We start from the raw sequence: 14197 nt of genomic DNA, 5'->3' as shown, positions 1-14197 counted from the left end.
ACCCCTGCAATCGTCGCTACCGGCGGACGTTCTCGCCGACGGCGTCGCCGAACGTTTCGTCGTCGCCGCGGGCGTCGTAGGCGACGTGGCCGCGGACGACCGTCAGTTCCGGGAAGACGCCGTCGAACCCCTCGAACGGCGTCCAGCCGCACTTCGAGTGGAGGTCGTCGCCGCGGATTTCGCGGGCGGCGTCGAGGTCGACGACCACGAGGTCGGCGTCGCGGCCGGCGGCGACGCGGCCCTTCCGCGGCAGACCGAAGATGGCGGCGGGGTTCGCCGCGGTGACGTCGCGGACGCGTTCGAGCGTCAGGTCGCCGTCGCGGACCGCCGACAGCAGCAGCGGCAGCATCGTCTCGACGCCCGGGACGCCCGACGGCGCCTCCCAGATACCGGCATCTTTCTCCTCGCGAGTGTGCGGCGCGTGGTCGGTCGCCACCACGTCGACGGTGCCGTCGCGGAGCCGCTCCAGGACGGCCTCGCGGCGCTCCTCGCTCCGCAGCGGCGGGTTCATCCGGCCGAACGTCCCGAGCGCCGGCAGGTCGTCGCGGGACAGGAACAGGTGGTGCGGCGTCACCTCGCAGGTCGCACCGCCGGCGGCGGCCGCGTCGACGCCCTCCGGCGTCGAGGTGTGCGCGATGTGCAGCGCGACGTCCGCGTCCGCGCCGACCTGCACCGCGCGCTTCACCGCCGCGGCCTCCGCCTCCGCGGTCCGGTAAGCGCTCCACGCGTCGGCGTCGGTCCGGCCGCCGTCGTTGCCGTCGCCGTTGTCGCCGCCGTCTCCGCCGCTGCTTCCGCCCGGCTTCACGCTGTCGTTGAACAGGTCGGCGTCCTCGGCGTGGACCGTCACCGGGACGTCGGCGTCGGCGGCGCGCGCGACGGCGTCGGCGAACAGGTCGGCGTCGATGCCCATGTCGCCGGTGGAGTCCGCGAGGAACACCTCGCCGAGCGCGAACAGCGGCCGGTCGAACAGCGACGACGGGTCCCAGTCGGCCGTGACGCCGCCGTTGATGCCGTAGTCGACCAGCGACGCGTCCGCGTACGACTCCTTCTCGTCGAACGCCGCGCCGTCGACCGTCGGCGGCGACGTGTTCGGCTGGTCCACCACCGTGGTGACGCCGCCGGCGGCCGCCGACCGCGACCCGGTCCCCCAGTCCTCCTTGTGGCCGTAGCCGGGCTGCCGGAAGTGGACGTGGACGTCGACCGCGCCGGGCAGCAGGTGTTTGCCGGCGCAGTCGACCACGTCGTCGCCGGCCGCCGCGTCGAGGTCGGCTCCGACCGCGGCGATTTCCTCGCCGTCGACGCGGACGTCCCGCACCCGCCCGTCTGCCAGTGTCGCCTCCCGGAAGAGCATCGCCATGGTAGTCTACCGGGTGATGCAGCGCCGCGCGAAGTAAGTGCCGCGCTTTCCCGGTGTCCCCAGTCTCGGCCGCCGCGGCGGGAAAATCGCCGGCGGCGGTGTCGTCAGCGGCGACGACGACCGCCGGTCGGCGTCGAGCGGTCAGTCAGCGAGCGGTCAGCCGTCGAGCCGGAGGTCGTCGACGTCGCGGTCGACCCGGCCGGCGGCGTCGAAGCCGTCGAGTATCGCGGTTTCGAGCGCGTCGTGGACGGCGTCCGGGTCGGCGGCGCCGCCGGCCGCGGCGACGGAGCCGACCGAATCGGGGTCGAACGGGACGCCGAGCGCGCCGTACACCGGCGAGAGCACGTCGCGGATGCGGTCGCGGCCGTCGACGGTGACGCAGCCCGAGACGAGCGCGGCGCGCTGCCTGACCCGCTGGGCGACGCCGGCGACCTTCCCGCCGCCGACGGCGCGGACCGAGTAGTCGCCCGGGCAGTACGACCGCGGCGGCTCGCCGCGCTCCACGTCGGCGCCGGCGGCGCTGAGGCCGTCGACGACGGCGTTCACCGCCGTCTCGTAGCGCTCGTCGAGCCCCTCGCGCATGTCGGCGAGCGGGAGCGCGTACGCGAACGCCAGCGTCGTCTCCGTGTACGCGACGGCGCGGCCGCCGACCGAGCGCTCGACGACCGGGAAGCCGCGGCGCTCCGCCGCCGCCCGCGCCGCGTCGGCGCCGTCCGCTCGGGCGTCGCGGCGGCCGAACGCGACCTGCGCGCCGGGCGTCCACACCCGCAGCGCCGGCTCGCCGGAGTCGGCGGTGGCGTCGAGCATCGCGGCGGTCGCTCGCCGGTCGGTCTCGCGGTCTGCTCGCCGGCCGCGGTACACCCGGACTCTCACGGCCGGCGGTCGGAGTCGCGGCGCCTAAGCAGTTCCGCCGCGACCCGGGCACATGGACCGGACGCCGGTGTCGCTGCCCGCAGCCGTCCTCCGGCAGTACCGTCGCTTCTCGCTGTACAACTCCCCGTACCCGGCGCACGACCGCGGCCGCGCCGTCGACCTCTACCCGGACGGCGACGTCGCCGCCTCACCGGTCGCCGGCGAAGTCATCGACACGCGGACCGTCGGCTGCCCCGACCGGCCGTACGCCGCCGACAGCGACCACCTGATTCTGGTCGACACCGGTGACCGCGTCGCGCGGCTCCTCCACGTCGACCCGGCGGTGACGGCCGGCGACCGCGTCGCCGTCGGCGACCCGCTCGGCGAACTGGTCCGGTCGGGGTTCTTCGGTCAGTGGGTCGACAACCACCTCCACCTGGAGTTCCGCGACGCCGACCGGAACCCGTACCGGGCGTCCGGGTCGCTGCCGCTGCGCGCCGCGGTCGACGTCGAACCGGTCGCGTGGGACGGCGCCGGAACGGTCGTCGACGTCGGCCCGACCCACGCCCGCCTCGACGCCCCCGGTCGACCCGACACGGCCGAGGACTCGTTCGCGGCGGTCGCCGCAGACGACGGCCGGCCGCTCGACGGCGGCCTCCCGCACTACAGCGCCGGCGGTATCTTCGGCGACGCGGAATCCGCAGACGACGTGTCGCTGTTCGGTCGGCGCGTCGGCGACGCCGCCGGCCGGGACGTCGCCTGGGCCGACGTCGACGTGCTGGCGAACGGCGACCGCGTCACCGGGCTCTCGCTGTTCGCCACCCGGGAGGCGACGGTCGGCGCGAAACTGGTGACGCGGCCCGACGCCGGCGACCCGACGTTCCGCGTCGGCGACGAGGTGACCGTGACGGTGCGGCCGAGCGACGACCCGGTTCGGCTCGACTGAGTCGCCCGGTTCGGCTCGTCCGCCCGGGCTTTCGACGCTCTTTTCTTCATCCGCCGAGTTCGTCCCCGTAATGGCTGAATTCAAAGTCGTCGTCGGCGACGAGACCGGCGACACCCGGCAGTTCGACGTAGAGGGGCAGGACGCGAACCGATTCCTCGGCCGAGACATCGGCGAGGAGGTCGACGGCACCGCGATCGGCGCCGACGGCCTCACGCTGTCGCTGACCGGCGGCTCCGACAAGGCCGGCCGTCCGATGCGCGAGGACGTCCCCGGCTCGAACCTGAAGGAGCTGCTCCTCGACGGCGGCGTCGGCTACGAGCCGAGCCGGCCCGGCGAGCGCAAGCGCGTCACGGTCCGCGGCCGCGAGGTCTCCGAGGAGACCGTCCAGATCAACGCGCAGGTCGTCGACGGCACGCTCGCCGCGGCGCTCGACGAGGACGAGGAGGACGCCGAGGCCGAGGAGGCCGACGCCGACGACGCGGACGAGGAGTAAGCCGCCCCGCGTTCTTCATGCCCGACAGAATCGCCAGCGACGCCGACAGCGTCGACACCTACCGCGCCCGCCTCGCGCGCAGCGGCGGCACTCGGCTCCCGTGTCTCCGCGTCCCGGACGACGCGGCGGTCGAGGACGGCGACGAAATCCGGCTGGTGCTCGACGGCGACGAGCGCCACGCCGAGGTGACGGCGGACTCCTCCGGGCTCGTCGTCCGCGGCGCCTACGACAACCGCCGGCTGCTCCGCGAACGCGGCGGCGACGCCGACAACCGGCTCGTCGAGTGGTGCCGCGACCACGACCGCGAACCCGGCGACGCCGTCGACCTCGACGAGGTCGACCCGGGCTACCTGTACGGGCTTCGCGTCCCCGGCGACCGCGTCGTCTACACGGTCCGCGGCCGCCCGGACGAGAACCTCCAGCGCATCGCGGACTCGCTGCTCGGCGGCGACGAATAGCCCTTTTACGCCTCCGCCGCCCACTACGGCCATGAGCAAACTCGACGAGTTCCTCGCCGGCGACCGCCTCGACGACGTCGCCATCTTCCTGACGCACGACTACCTGGACTCGCAGGGCAAAATCGCGAACATGGGCGAAGCCGTCGACGACGGCGTCGTCCTCGTCGTCCCCGGCGACGACGGCCGGAAGGCGTTCGCCTCCGGCACCGGCATGGACCCGATGGAGTTCGCCCGCGAAGCCATGGACGAAACCGGCACCATCGCGCCCGACCTCGGCGGCGGCGACTGCCCGGCCGCCGGCGACGACGACGAAGAACACGCCGTCCAGTTCATCTTCGCGTTCGCCGAAGAGCAGAACGAGGACGTCGGCGGCATCTACGAGGAGGGCGACGTGATGCACGCGTACGCCCACTGCTCGTGCGGCACCAACTACTCGCACAAGTGGGTGATGGGCGAACGCGCCGCCGACGCCTGAACGACCGGTTCTCGCCCCCGCGGCTCCAAAGCGGCCGGATTGCCAGGCGGCCAGGCGGCCTGACGGCCAGAGGGGCAGACGACCGGAGCGGCGTCTCGATTCTTCAGCGGCCCGTCTCTCACCGCGTAGCAGCCGAGGAGAGCCGATCAGGTCCGAGGAGAGCCGCGTAGCGCTTCGTTCCGCGTTGCGTCCGCTTCAGTCCGCGCGTCGGTCGCGCGGTCAGGCGTCCACGGCGTCCGGGTCGGCGTCCGGGTCGACTTCGGCGGCGAGCCGTTCGAACTCCCGGAGGACGACGCGCTTGGTCGCGCGGCCCTCGGTGCTCCAGTGGTGCGCGAAGTCGAGCATGTCGTCGTAGATGTCGGGCTTGCAGCCGGCCGCCTGCGGGTGGCCGCCGCCGCCGAGCGCCCCCGCGACCTCGTGTGCGCGCTCGAAGCCGCCTTCGGAGCCGCGGATGCTGACGCTGCCGGACGGCTTGACGACGACCGCCGCGTCCATCCCCTGCTGACGGAGCGTCTCGGACACCTCGTTCTGCGAGCAGCGGCCGTAGGTGACGCCGACCGCCCAGTCGCCGACCTCGTGTTCGTCGGCGCGCGCGACCGCCTTCTCGATGAGCTGCTCCTTTTCGATGCGGCGCTGTGCGACGTAGTCCTCGACGACGACGGGGAGGTCGGCGCCGTACGCGCCGACGACCGCGACGTACTCCTCGGCGTCCGACCAGTGGGCGTAGTCCGCCAGGTCGTCGCTGCGCTCGTCCTCGCGGAGCCACAGGTCGTGGTCGCGGGTGACCGCCGCCAGTTCCGCGAACCGCGGCGGGAAGTCGTAGTCGAGCGACCGCAGCGTCACGTCCGTCGAACACTCCTCGTCGCTCTCGCCGACGACGAGGTCGACGCCGAGGTTCCGCACCGACGTCGCGAGGTCGTCGCCCCACTGGTGGTGGTCGTACCACGACACCGAGTCGGCGCGCCGCACCACCGCCGTCAGGTCCTCCTCGATGTACCGGTACTCGTCCGGGCAGATGTCGCAGATGAACACGTCCGCGCCCTCCTCCAGGTACTCCGCGGCGTACTCCAGGTCCTCCTCGAAGCTGTGCGGCCCGGACGGCAGCAGCGCCACCGGCGACTCCGGCAGCGACTCCTCCTCCTCGCCTTCGGCCTCTGCGTCGGCGTCACTGTCGCCGTCGCCCTCCTCGTCGCCGCCGGCGTCCTCGGCGTCGGCGCCGTCGTCCGCTTCGTCCTCGTCGGCGAGCCGTTCGTGGATGCGGTCTTCGAACTCCGCGACATCGACCGCGGCGTCGTACGCCTCCCGGACCAGCGCGACGCAGCCGAGGCCGTCGGCGTCGGAGTCCGTGATGACGACGACGCCGGCGCCCTCCAGCGCCTCCTTCGCGCGCTCCTCGGCGCGGTCCTCGTCCAGCGAGTCGGGGTAGAAGAAGCCCTTGCCCGGGAGCTTCGACTTCCGCTCCAGGGACAGGTCGTCGGTTTCGATGAGTTCGTCGTCCATACCGGCGCGACGCGGCGACGCCTGAAAACTCCCGTGTTCCCCGCCGTGCGGCGGTTCGGGCCGCGCGGGCGACCCGCCCGCTGTGGGTCCGCGGCGCGGTCGCCGTTCCAGCCGCCGGTCTGCGTCGCCGTCAGCGTCGCAGCCGCCAGTCCGCCTCGGCGCCGACCGCGGCGCCGGCGTCGGCGTCGCAGCCGCGGGGGACGTTACGTCACGCCTCGGCTCCGACCGCGGCGCCGGCGTCGCCGCCGGAGTCGCCGTTTTCGCCTTCCAGTTGCCGGACGGTCAACACCGGGACGGGGCAGGTGCGGACGACGCGCTCGGCGACCGAGCCGATGAGGAACCGGTTCTCGCCGTGTCGCCCCCGCGTCCCGGTCGCGACGACGTCGGCGTCGACCTCGCGGGCGTACTCCGAGATTTCGTTCGCGGGGCGGCCCTCGCGGACGACCGCGGTGACGTCGCGGTCGGCCGCCGACTGGACGTCGACGACGGCTTCGCCGCCGCGCTCTTGGAGCGCGTGCCGCATGTCCTCGCGCACCGAGTCGGGCGCCGACTCCACCTCGCCCTCGTCGACGACGGACAGCGCGTGCACCGACGCGTCGAACTGTTCTGCGAGGTCCAGCGCCACGTCGACGGCGCGGGTGACGCTCGCGGAGCCGTCGGTCGCGATGACGATGGTGTCGATCATTACCTGGTCGTTCTGCGGACTCCGGCTTAAATCTCGGTTTCTTCGGCGTGCCGCGGCCGCGACGCCGCCGGCGACGCCGCATCCCCGCCCCGTATCGTAAACGCTTATGCGCGCAGGTCAGTTAGTCCGGGTGAGGGCTGGTAGCTCAGTCAGGTAGAGCGTCCGGCTTTTAACCGGACGGTCGGGGGTTCGACTCCCTCCCAGCCCGCTTCTCGCCGCCTGCGTCACCGCCGCCAGCGCTGCCACGTCGTCGGCTGGTCGAGGCCGTCCGCGGCTACTCCGCCGGCGGCTCGTCGACGAGCTGCGTCGCGAGTTCGTCGGCGTCGAACGTCCAGTGGTCGCCGCCGAGCAGCGCCGACGGCAGTTCGACGGGGTCGGCGCCGTCGCCGGCGACGTAGCGGAACCGGTACGTCGGGGGCTCGTACTCGTCGGGCGACACCACCGGCTCGTTCTTCCGGAAGCGGCGCGCGACGAGCAGCACCGGGGCGCCGCCGGCGGCGGTCCCGGAGAGTTCGCGGAGTTCGTCGAGCCGGTACCACTGCGGGAGGTGTTCGCGGAGCCGCGTGCCGAACCGGGTGTCGCGGAACCGGCCGGCGGCGACGGCGGCGAGCGTCCCGTTCTCGCCGAGCCAGTCGGCGGCGCGTTCGACGTACAGCGCCGACGTGTCGTACGTGTAGTAGGCGGTTTCGTAGTCGGCGTACGCGTCGGCGGCGGGGCCGTCGGCGATGTCGCGCCGGAGCGTTGCCGGGAACCGGCCGACGACGTACGCGTAGTCCTCGCGGTCGAGCGGGCCCGGCTCGGCGTCGGCGTGGGCGGCCGGCGCGGCGAGCGTCGTCTGGCCGTCGTCGCGGCGGAGCGGGTCGACGGCGTACACGCCGAGCGGGTCGATAGTGAATCCGGACTCCTCCCACCGCGCCTCCTGGTAGTCGTCGAGGAGCCGGAGCAGCAGCCGCGTCTCGGTGACGCGGGCGGACAGCGGGTCGTCGTCCGCGGCGGTGAGCCGGTCGCACACCGCGTCGACGCGGCGGCGCGGGTCGGCGTCCTGCGCGTCGAGCCGGGCGAGCAGCCGGTCTGCGGCTTCGAGGACGAAGCGGCCGTCGCCGGCGGCCGGGTCGAGCAGGTCCGCGTCCGCGGCGTCGATGGCTGCGTCCGCGGTGTAGCCGGCGCGGTCGAGCGCCGCCGCCGGGACGGCGTCGTCCGGGTCGTAGTCGAGTTCCGGGAGGTCGACGACGCCGAGCAGCCGGCCGTAGGCGGTGGCGGCGCGGTCGGCGTCGACGTCGAACGCGAAGTGGTTGCAGTACCAGACGACGCGGCCGAGCGCCTCCGCGACGTCGTCGTGGCCGAGCGCCCAGTCGCCGAGCGCCGGGGTGCGGCGCTCGTAGACGTGGCCGAACGACTCCCGGGCGACCCGGAGCAGGTCCGCGACGTCGCGGTCGACGCCGAACGACTCGGCGTACTCCTCGAACCGGTCGACGGCGTCGCCGGTGAGCACGTCGTCTTGCAGCCCCATGCCCTCGGCGACGCGCACCACGAACACGTCTTCGAGCAGCGCGAACGCGGCGACGCGGGCGAACGCCCGTTCGTTCTCGCTGGGCGTGTAGCCGGTGCGGTTCGCGCCGCGCACCCACGAGCCGTAGGCGGCGCGGAGCAGCCGGACGTCCCTGTTCGCGTCGCGGTGGGCGAGCAGGCGGCTCCGCGCGGCGCCGGCGGCCGTGTCGTCGGCGGCGGCGCGGCGGTCCTCGTCGACGGCGGCGCGGAGCGCCTCGGCGCGGTCCTCGTAGCCGTCGACGCGGCCCGACACGTCGTCGAGCGCGGTTTCGACCGCCGGCACCAGCACGTCGGTGAGGCAGTCGCGGAGCGTGCCGACGAGCGTGTCCAGCCCGTCGTCCTCCGCGACCGAGTGCTTCCCGGGGGTGTCGTACTCGTCGTAGCGCTCCTCGGCGGACAGCTCCTCGGGGCGGAGCGCCGTGAGCTTCGCGACGGCGAGCTGCTGGCCGGGGCGGAGCGTCTGGGAGAGCCGTCCGCGGCGGCCGGCGGCGACGACGTCCGCGAGCGGAATGTCGGTGTGGACGCCGGCGGTGACGCCGTGGACCGTCTCGGTCTCCGTGTCGGCGTCGGCGGCGTCGTCGACGCGCTCGAAGACGATGAGCCGGTCGAGCGTCCCGGCGACGACGTAGCGGACGTACGGCTCGCTGCTCGCCGCCTCGAACGCCGGGGAGACGGCGGCCGTCGCCGGCTGGTCACGGCCGGCCGCGGCGAACACGATGGCTGTGTCGCCGGCGTCGTCGCGGAACCGGACGACCGCGCCGTCGGTGTCGACGGCCGCAGCGTCGAATCCGAGCACGCCGCCGAACAGCGCGTCGCGGAGCCGTGCTGCGACCGCGTCGGCCGGGGCCGCCGGGGCGAGTTCGGCCTCGACGCGGTCTGCGGCCTCCACCACCCGCTCGACGAACCCCTGACCGTATGCTCCTTGAGACATGTGAAACCCGATGTGAGTCGGATTTCTCTCTCGGACGGAACTACCTAAATGTGTCTCCGCTCTCATCACGCCTGATTACCGGCGTCCCCGACGCCGACCGCTGTGCCGCCGCTCGGCCCGGAACGCGGCCCGCGGCGGCGCCGCCTCCGCTGTCCACCCGAAACCATGGGGAGCGCTCCCGAGCCGTACCGAGCAGTCGGGTCGCCTGTGAAGCCGGACGGACGCTCGGCGGACGCGGCGAACAGCGAACGGCGCGCGCCGAGCGGCGACGCCTGGTTCCCGGGCGCTCCACTCGAAATCATGGGGAACACTCCAGAGTGCTCCGGGAGGCTCCGGAGCGCTCCCGCGGCCGAATCCCGGTCGGCCCGTGGCGTCGCGGTGTTCCTTCCGCGGGCGTGTCAGGTGTCCACAGGCGGCAGAGTTAGGTTGGTCCGGGCCGTTTCGGTGTCTGTGAATCACACCCAGAAAACATTCGTCCGGGTGTCCCCCGTCAGTCACCGATGAGCGACGCCGACGCCGACACCGAGTTCGACGACCGAGCGACGCTGCCGGTCACGGAGGCCGCCGCGCTCACCGACCGGGTCGCCGACAACGTCGGCCGCGTCATCGTCGGCAACGACGACGCCGTCGAGCACGTCCTCGTCACGGTGCTCGCCCGCGGCCACCTCCTCTTGGAGGACGTCCCGGGCGTCGGGAAGACGATGCTCGCCCGCGCGCTGGCCGAGTCCGTGGACTGCGAGTTCCGGCGCGTCCAGTTCACGCCGGACCTGCTGCCCTCGGACGTCACCGGCGTGAACGTCTTCAATCAGCAGACCGGCGAGTTCGACTTCCAGCCCGGCCCCGTGTTCGCGAACATCGTGCTCGGCGACGAGATCAACCGCGCGCCGCCGAAGACGCAGTCGGCGCTGCTCGAAGCGATGGAGGAACAGCAGGTGACCGTCGACGGCGTCACCCGGGAGCTGCCGGCGCCGTTCACCGTCATCGCGACCCAGAACGACGTCGAGCCGGGGCGGACCTACGAGCTTCCGATGGCCGAAATCGACCGGTTCATGAAGAAGCTCCGGCTCGGCTACCCCGACGCGGACGAGGAGGCGGCGATGCTGGAGCGCACCGCCGGCACCCACCCTATCGAGTCGCTGGAGCCGGTCGCGTCCACCGAGGAGCTGCGGCGGGCGCAGGCGACCGTCGGCGACGTCGACGTGTCACAGCCGGTCCGCGAGTACGTCACCGCGCTGGCGACGTACACCCGCGAGAACGCCCAGCTCGGCGTCAGCCCCCGCGGCAGCATCGCGCTCGTCCGGTCGTCGCAGGCCCGCGCCGTGCTGGACGGCCGCGACTACGTCGTCCCGGACGACGTGCAGACCGAGGCGCCGACCGTGTTCGCCCACCGCGTCCGGCCGCGCACCGGCAGCGAATCCGGCCACGACGTCGTGGAGGACGCGCTCGACGCGGTGCCGGTGGAGTAGGCGGATGCGGCTGACCAGACGGGGGAAGGCCGTCGTCGTCGCCGTCGCGGTCGCCGTCGGGTCGGCGGCGCTGTTCGGGCCGCGCGGACTGAACGCCGCCGTCATCCCGGGCGGTATCGCGCTCGGCGCCGCCTACGTCCAGCTTCGCCGCGCGGAGGCGCCGCGCGCCGCACGCGACGTGCCGCCGGACGACCACGTCGGCCGCAGCCACCGCGTCAGGCTGTTCTTCGGCGACCGCGGCGGGCCGCGGCCGGACGAGGAGCACGGCCTGCGGCGGCCGTTCAGCGGCGCGGTCCGCGAGCGCGTCGGCGACGGCGTCGACGCGGACCCGGCGGAGACCCGGGTCGACACCGTCGTCGGCGCCGTCCCCGTCGAGTACGACGTGACCTACGAGTCGCGCGGCCGGCACACGCTCGGCCCGGCGACCGTCACCGCCCGCGACGTCCTCGGGCTGGCGGAGACGGAGCTGTCCACCGCCGAAACCGCGACGGTGCTGGTGTATCCGCGCGTCCACGCCATCGCCGGCTGGGCGCGCCGCGACCTCCGCGCGCTCCACGAGACCGGCGTCCACGAGGAGCGCCGCGAGTTCGACCGGCTCCGCGAGTACGCCCGCGGCGACTCGCTCCGGGACGTCCACTGGAAGTCGACGGCGAAGCGGCAGGAACTCATCGTGAAGGAGTTCGCCGCGGAGGCGGAGACGGAGGCGGTGTCCATCGCCGCCGGCGCCGCCGCCGAGCCGGGCGCCGCCGACGGCATGGCGGAGGCGGTCGCGAGCCTCGCGCTCGCGCTCGTGGCCGACGGCGTCCCGGTGGAGGTGGCGCTGCCCGACGGCGACCTGCGGGTCGGCGCCGAGCGCGGCACGCAGGTGCGGCTGCTCGAACGGCTCGCGGTCGCCGGCGCCGGACGGCTCGCCGACGCCGACGCGGACATCACGGTGTACGGCGAACGCGACCGCGTCCGCGTCGACGTCGGCGACGGCGACACCGACTTCGCGGACCTCACCGCGGCGCACCCGCCGACGTACGGCGTCTCCCGTCCCGCCGACGCGGCCGACGGAGCGGCCGCCGCGGACAGCGACGACGCGGAGGTGGCGGCGTGACCCGCCGCGTCGACCCGGTCGCCCCGGCAGACTCGGCGGGGACGGAGGTGTCGGGATGAGCGGCGGCACCGAGGGGCTGACGTCGATTGCGAAGGACGCGACCGCGGCGGCGACCCGGTCGGACCGCGGCCGCGGAAGCGACGGCCACGGACGGGCGTCCTACCGGGCGCTGGTACGGCCGCCGGCCGCCGGCGTCGCGCTGGTCGTCGCGTCGTTCTTGTCGGTGTTCTTCCACGTCACCGACGTCGTCGGCGGCAGCGGCGTGCTCGCGATGGAGCTGGCGCTGGCGACGCTGGCGGCGGTGTGGCTCGGCCGGACGCTGCGGCCGCGGACCGCGGCGGCGCTCGCGGCCGCCGGGCTCGCGGTCGGTCTCACCGGCTACTTCTTCTCGGTGCCGGAGTCGGCGCGGGCGCTGTTCACGGCGGCCCGGGTGCTCGCGGACCTCCGGGCGCTGCTCACCGGGCTGTCGGTGCTGCGGCTGCTGAACGTCGGCGCGTGGGCGCTGTTCCTCGCGCCGGTGCCGACGTTCCTCGCGGCGGCGCTGACGGTGCGGCGCCGGTACGTCTCCGCGGCGACCGTGGCGGCCGCGACGACCGGCTTTTTCGCGCTGACCGGCGACGCCGGCGTCGGCGCCATCCTCGCCGCCGCCGTCGGCGCGACGCTCACCGCCGGGTTCGCCGGCCTCGACACGGCCGGCTGGCGCGGCGTGTCGGCGCAGTGGGACACGCTCGCCGTCGTCGTCGCCGCGATGGTCGTCGTCACGTCGGCGGTGACGGTCGTCCCGGGCAGCGGCGCCAACCCGGTGCTTCCGGGCGGGCAGTCGCCGACGGTGGAGTCGAGTCTCGTCACGAACAGCGACCGGGTCGGCGTGCTCGGCAGCATCCGGCTGTCGCCGGAGGTCCGGTTCGTCGTCGAGGCCGACCGGTCGGCGTACTGGCGCGTCGGCGCGTACGACCGGTACACCGGCGGCGGCTGGGTGCGGACCGGCGGGACGACGCGGTACAGCGGCGACCTGGCGTCGCCGCCCGGCGAGACCGAGCGCCTGGTCCAGGAGGTGACGGCGAAGGCGAAACTGAACGCGATGCCGGCGGCGTGGAAGCCCGTCTCCGTCCGGAACGCGCCGGTGGACACGATGCAGGTGACGGACCTCGACGGGCTGAAGCCGGGGACGGCGCTGCTCGTCAACGACACGTACACCGTGGTCAGCGAGACGCCGACGGCGACGCCCGCCGAACTCCGTCGCGCCGGCGTCGACTACCCGTCGTCGGTCCAGCAGCGGTACACCGGCCTGCCGGAAAGCACTCCGGACCGCGTCGCGAACCGCACCGCGCGGATACTCGACGAGGCGAACGCGACGACGCCGTACGACGCCGCCGTCGCCGTCGAGCGGTACCTGGAGTCGACGAAGTCGTACTCGCTGGACGTGCCGGCGCCGCGGGGGAGCGTCGCCGACCGGTTCCTCTTCGAGATGGAGTCGGGCTACTGCGTCTACTACGCGACGACGATGGCCGTGATGCTGCGGACGCAGGGCATCCCGGCGCGGTTCGTCACCGGCTACACGCCGGGCCAGCGCGTCGCCGAAGACGAGTGGGTGGTCCGCGGCCTCGACTCGCACGCGTGGGTCGAGGTGTACTTCCCGGAGCACGGCTGGGTCCGGTTCGACCCGACGCCGGGCGGGCCGCGCGAGTCCGCAGAGCAGGAGTCCGTCGAGGAGGCGCGCGCCAGCGGCGAGTCCGGCGTCGACGCCGCGGGCTCCGAAGACGGGACGTACAGCACGCCGACGCCGACGCCGGAGCCGGGGAGCGACAACGGGACGGCGGCCGCCGGCAACATCGGCGTGACGCCGTTCCCGAGCGGCGCCGGCGGCCTCGGCATCACGCCGGCCGGCCCGGGCGGCATCACCGGGAGCCTCGGCCGGCCGACGACCGGCGGCGGCGCGGCGGCCGGCGACGACGGCGGCTGGCAGCCGACCCGGGGGGACGCGGTGCTCATCGGCGCGCTCGTCGTCGGCGTCGTCGCCGGCGCGCGCCGCTTCGGGCTGACCGGCCGGGCGTACCGGGCGGTCTGGCTGCTCCACCAGTCACCGGGCGAGCCCGCGGCCGACGCCGAGCGGGCGTACCGCAGACTGGAGTACCTCGGCGCCGTCGCCTACCGGCCGCGGCAGACCGGCGAGACGCCCCGGCAGTACGTCGACGCGCTCGCCCGCGACGCGTTCGGCGACACCGCCAGAACCGTCGGCTCGGCGTACGAACGCGCCACGTACGGCGGCGGCGTCACGGCTGACGAGGCGGCCACGGCTGTCGACGCCACGGACCGGCTCGTCCGCGAGCACGCCCCGGTTCTGCGCCGGTTCTGACACGCCCGTTTCCGCCGCGGCGACGCGGGAA

The 14197-nt window shown here is 74.2% G+C and carries 12 protein-coding genes and 1 tRNA gene; 8 read left to right on the top strand and 5 right to left on the bottom strand.

Translation table 11 applies throughout. The annotated features are described in order from the left end of the window. Window positions 1–16 precede the first annotated feature (16 nt). On the bottom strand, window positions 17–1351 hold the full coding sequence (locus ACQUST_RS00830; protein WP_435126065.1) for a dihydroorotase: 1335 nt from the start codon (window positions 1349–1351) through the stop codon (window positions 17–19). Between the two features lie 162 nt (window positions 1352–1513). Beyond that, window positions 1514–2164 (bottom strand): lipoyl protein ligase domain-containing protein, encoded by a 651-nt coding sequence (locus tag ACQUST_RS00825; RefSeq protein ID WP_435126062.1) that lies wholly within the window; start codon window positions 2162–2164, stop codon window positions 1514–1516. Window positions 2165–2282: 118 nt separating this feature from the next. Here ACQUST_RS00825 and ACQUST_RS00820 point away from each other — a divergent pair, with 118 nt between their 5' ends. The 4 genes from ACQUST_RS00820 to ACQUST_RS00805 all read left to right on the top strand — a co-directional run bounded on the left by ACQUST_RS00820 (window position 2283) and on the right by ACQUST_RS00805 (window position 4581). Continuing rightward, entirely contained in the window at window positions 2283–3155 is an 873-nt protein-coding gene (locus ACQUST_RS00820; protein ID WP_435123924.1) for a hypothetical protein, read from the top strand. Between the two features lie 70 nt (window positions 3156–3225). After that, the gene (locus tag ACQUST_RS00815; RefSeq protein ID WP_435123922.1) at window positions 3226–3648 is read left to right on the top strand and encodes a 30S ribosomal protein S6e; all 423 of its coding nucleotides are present in this window, start codon (window positions 3226–3228) and stop codon (window positions 3646–3648) included. Window positions 3649–3665: 17 nt separating this feature from the next. Further along, window positions 3666–4106, top strand: coding sequence for a DUF7112 family protein (locus ACQUST_RS00810; protein ID WP_435123920.1), 441 nt, complete (start codon window positions 3666–3668; stop codon window positions 4104–4106). 31 nt (window positions 4107–4137) lie between these two features. Further along, window positions 4138–4581 (top strand): DUF5807 family protein, encoded by a 444-nt coding sequence (locus tag ACQUST_RS00805; protein WP_435123918.1) that lies wholly within the window; start codon window positions 4138–4140, stop codon window positions 4579–4581. Between the two features lie 219 nt (window positions 4582–4800). On the opposite strand, the gene ACQUST_RS00800 is transcribed toward ACQUST_RS00805, so the two are convergent. Together ACQUST_RS00800 and ACQUST_RS00795 are read right to left on the bottom strand one after the other, a co-directional pair. Then, window positions 4801–6081 (bottom strand): DHH family phosphoesterase, encoded by a 1281-nt coding sequence (locus tag ACQUST_RS00800; RefSeq protein WP_435123916.1) that lies wholly within the window; start codon window positions 6079–6081, stop codon window positions 4801–4803. A gap of 208 nt (window positions 6082–6289) precedes the next feature. Further along, on the bottom strand, window positions 6290–6766 hold the full coding sequence (locus tag ACQUST_RS00795) for a universal stress protein (protein ID WP_435123914.1): 477 nt from the start codon (window positions 6764–6766) through the stop codon (window positions 6290–6292). Window positions 6767–6900: 134 nt separating this feature from the next. On the opposite strand from ACQUST_RS00795, the gene ACQUST_RS00790 reads away from it, so the two are divergent. Further along, window positions 6901–6974, top strand: a tRNA-Lys gene (locus ACQUST_RS00790). A 66-nt stretch (window positions 6975–7040) separates the two neighbouring features. On the opposite strand, the gene ACQUST_RS00785 is transcribed toward ACQUST_RS00790, so the two are convergent. Next, window positions 7041–9245 carry a hypothetical protein gene (locus ACQUST_RS00785; protein WP_435123912.1) on the bottom strand — a complete coding sequence of 735 codons (2205 nt, stop codon included), beginning with the start codon at window positions 9243–9245 and terminating at the stop codon, window positions 7041–7043. Between the two features lie 500 nt (window positions 9246–9745). On the opposite strand from ACQUST_RS00785, the gene ACQUST_RS00780 reads away from it, so the two are divergent. From ACQUST_RS00780 to ACQUST_RS00770, 3 genes are read left to right on the top strand one after another with little or no spacing between them, the layout of a single operon-like run. Further along, a complete protein-coding gene (locus tag ACQUST_RS00780; protein ID WP_435123910.1) occupies window positions 9746–10711 on the top strand; it encodes an AAA family ATPase in 966 nt (321 codons plus the stop codon). 4 nt (window positions 10712–10715) lie between these two features. Beyond that, window positions 10716–11810 carry a DUF58 domain-containing protein gene (locus tag ACQUST_RS00775; RefSeq protein ID WP_435123908.1) on the top strand — a complete coding sequence of 365 codons (1095 nt, stop codon included), beginning with the start codon at window positions 10716–10718 and terminating at the stop codon, window positions 11808–11810. 55 nt (window positions 11811–11865) lie between these two features. Beyond that, the gene (locus tag ACQUST_RS00770; protein ID WP_435123906.1) at window positions 11866–14166 is read left to right on the top strand and encodes a transglutaminase TgpA family protein; all 2301 of its coding nucleotides are present in this window, start codon (window positions 11866–11868) and stop codon (window positions 14164–14166) included. Window positions 14167–14197: the final 31 nt, after the last annotated feature.

The organism is Halobaculum sp. D14 (assembly GCF_051195135.1).
Classification (GTDB): Archaea; Halobacteriota; Halobacteria; order Halobacteriales; family Haloferacaceae; genus JBNTKA01.
The sequence above is the reverse complement of the archived record's forward strand: the minus strand, read 5'-3'. Positions and strand labels throughout refer to the sequence as shown.

Excerpts from the sequence above, each read along its gene's own strand:
- ACQUST_RS00830 (WP_435126065.1), bottom strand. The coding sequence starts at position 1,351 with ATGCTCTTCCGGGAGGCGACACTGGCAGACGGGCGGGTGCGGGACGTC.
- ACQUST_RS00825 (WP_435126062.1), bottom strand. The coding sequence starts at position 2,164 with ATGCTCGACGCCACCGCCGACTCCGGCGAGCCGGCGCTGCGGGTGTGG.
- ACQUST_RS00820 (WP_435123924.1), top strand. The coding sequence starts at position 2,283 with ATGGACCGGACGCCGGTGTCGCTGCCCGCAGCCGTCCTCCGGCAGTAC.
- ACQUST_RS00815 (WP_435123922.1), top strand. The coding sequence starts at position 3,226 with ATGGCTGAATTCAAAGTCGTCGTCGGCGACGAGACCGGCGACACCCGG.
- ACQUST_RS00810 (WP_435123920.1), top strand. The coding sequence starts at position 3,666 with ATGCCCGACAGAATCGCCAGCGACGCCGACAGCGTCGACACCTACCGC.
- ACQUST_RS00805 (WP_435123918.1), top strand. The coding sequence starts at position 4,138 with ATGAGCAAACTCGACGAGTTCCTCGCCGGCGACCGCCTCGACGACGTC.
- ACQUST_RS00800 (WP_435123916.1), bottom strand. The coding sequence starts at position 6,081 with ATGGACGACGAACTCATCGAAACCGACGACCTGTCCCTGGAGCGGAAG.
- ACQUST_RS00795 (WP_435123914.1), bottom strand. The coding sequence starts at position 6,766 with ATGATCGACACCATCGTCATCGCGACCGACGGCTCCGCGAGCGTCACC.
- ACQUST_RS00785 (WP_435123912.1), bottom strand. The coding sequence starts at position 9,245 with ATGTCTCAAGGAGCATACGGTCAGGGGTTCGTCGAGCGGGTGGTGGAG.
- ACQUST_RS00780 (WP_435123910.1), top strand. The coding sequence starts at position 9,746 with ATGAGCGACGCCGACGCCGACACCGAGTTCGACGACCGAGCGACGCTG.
- ACQUST_RS00775 (WP_435123908.1), top strand. The coding sequence starts at position 10,716 with ATGCGGCTGACCAGACGGGGGAAGGCCGTCGTCGTCGCCGTCGCGGTC.
- ACQUST_RS00770 (WP_435123906.1), top strand. The coding sequence starts at position 11,866 with ATGAGCGGCGGCACCGAGGGGCTGACGTCGATTGCGAAGGACGCGACC.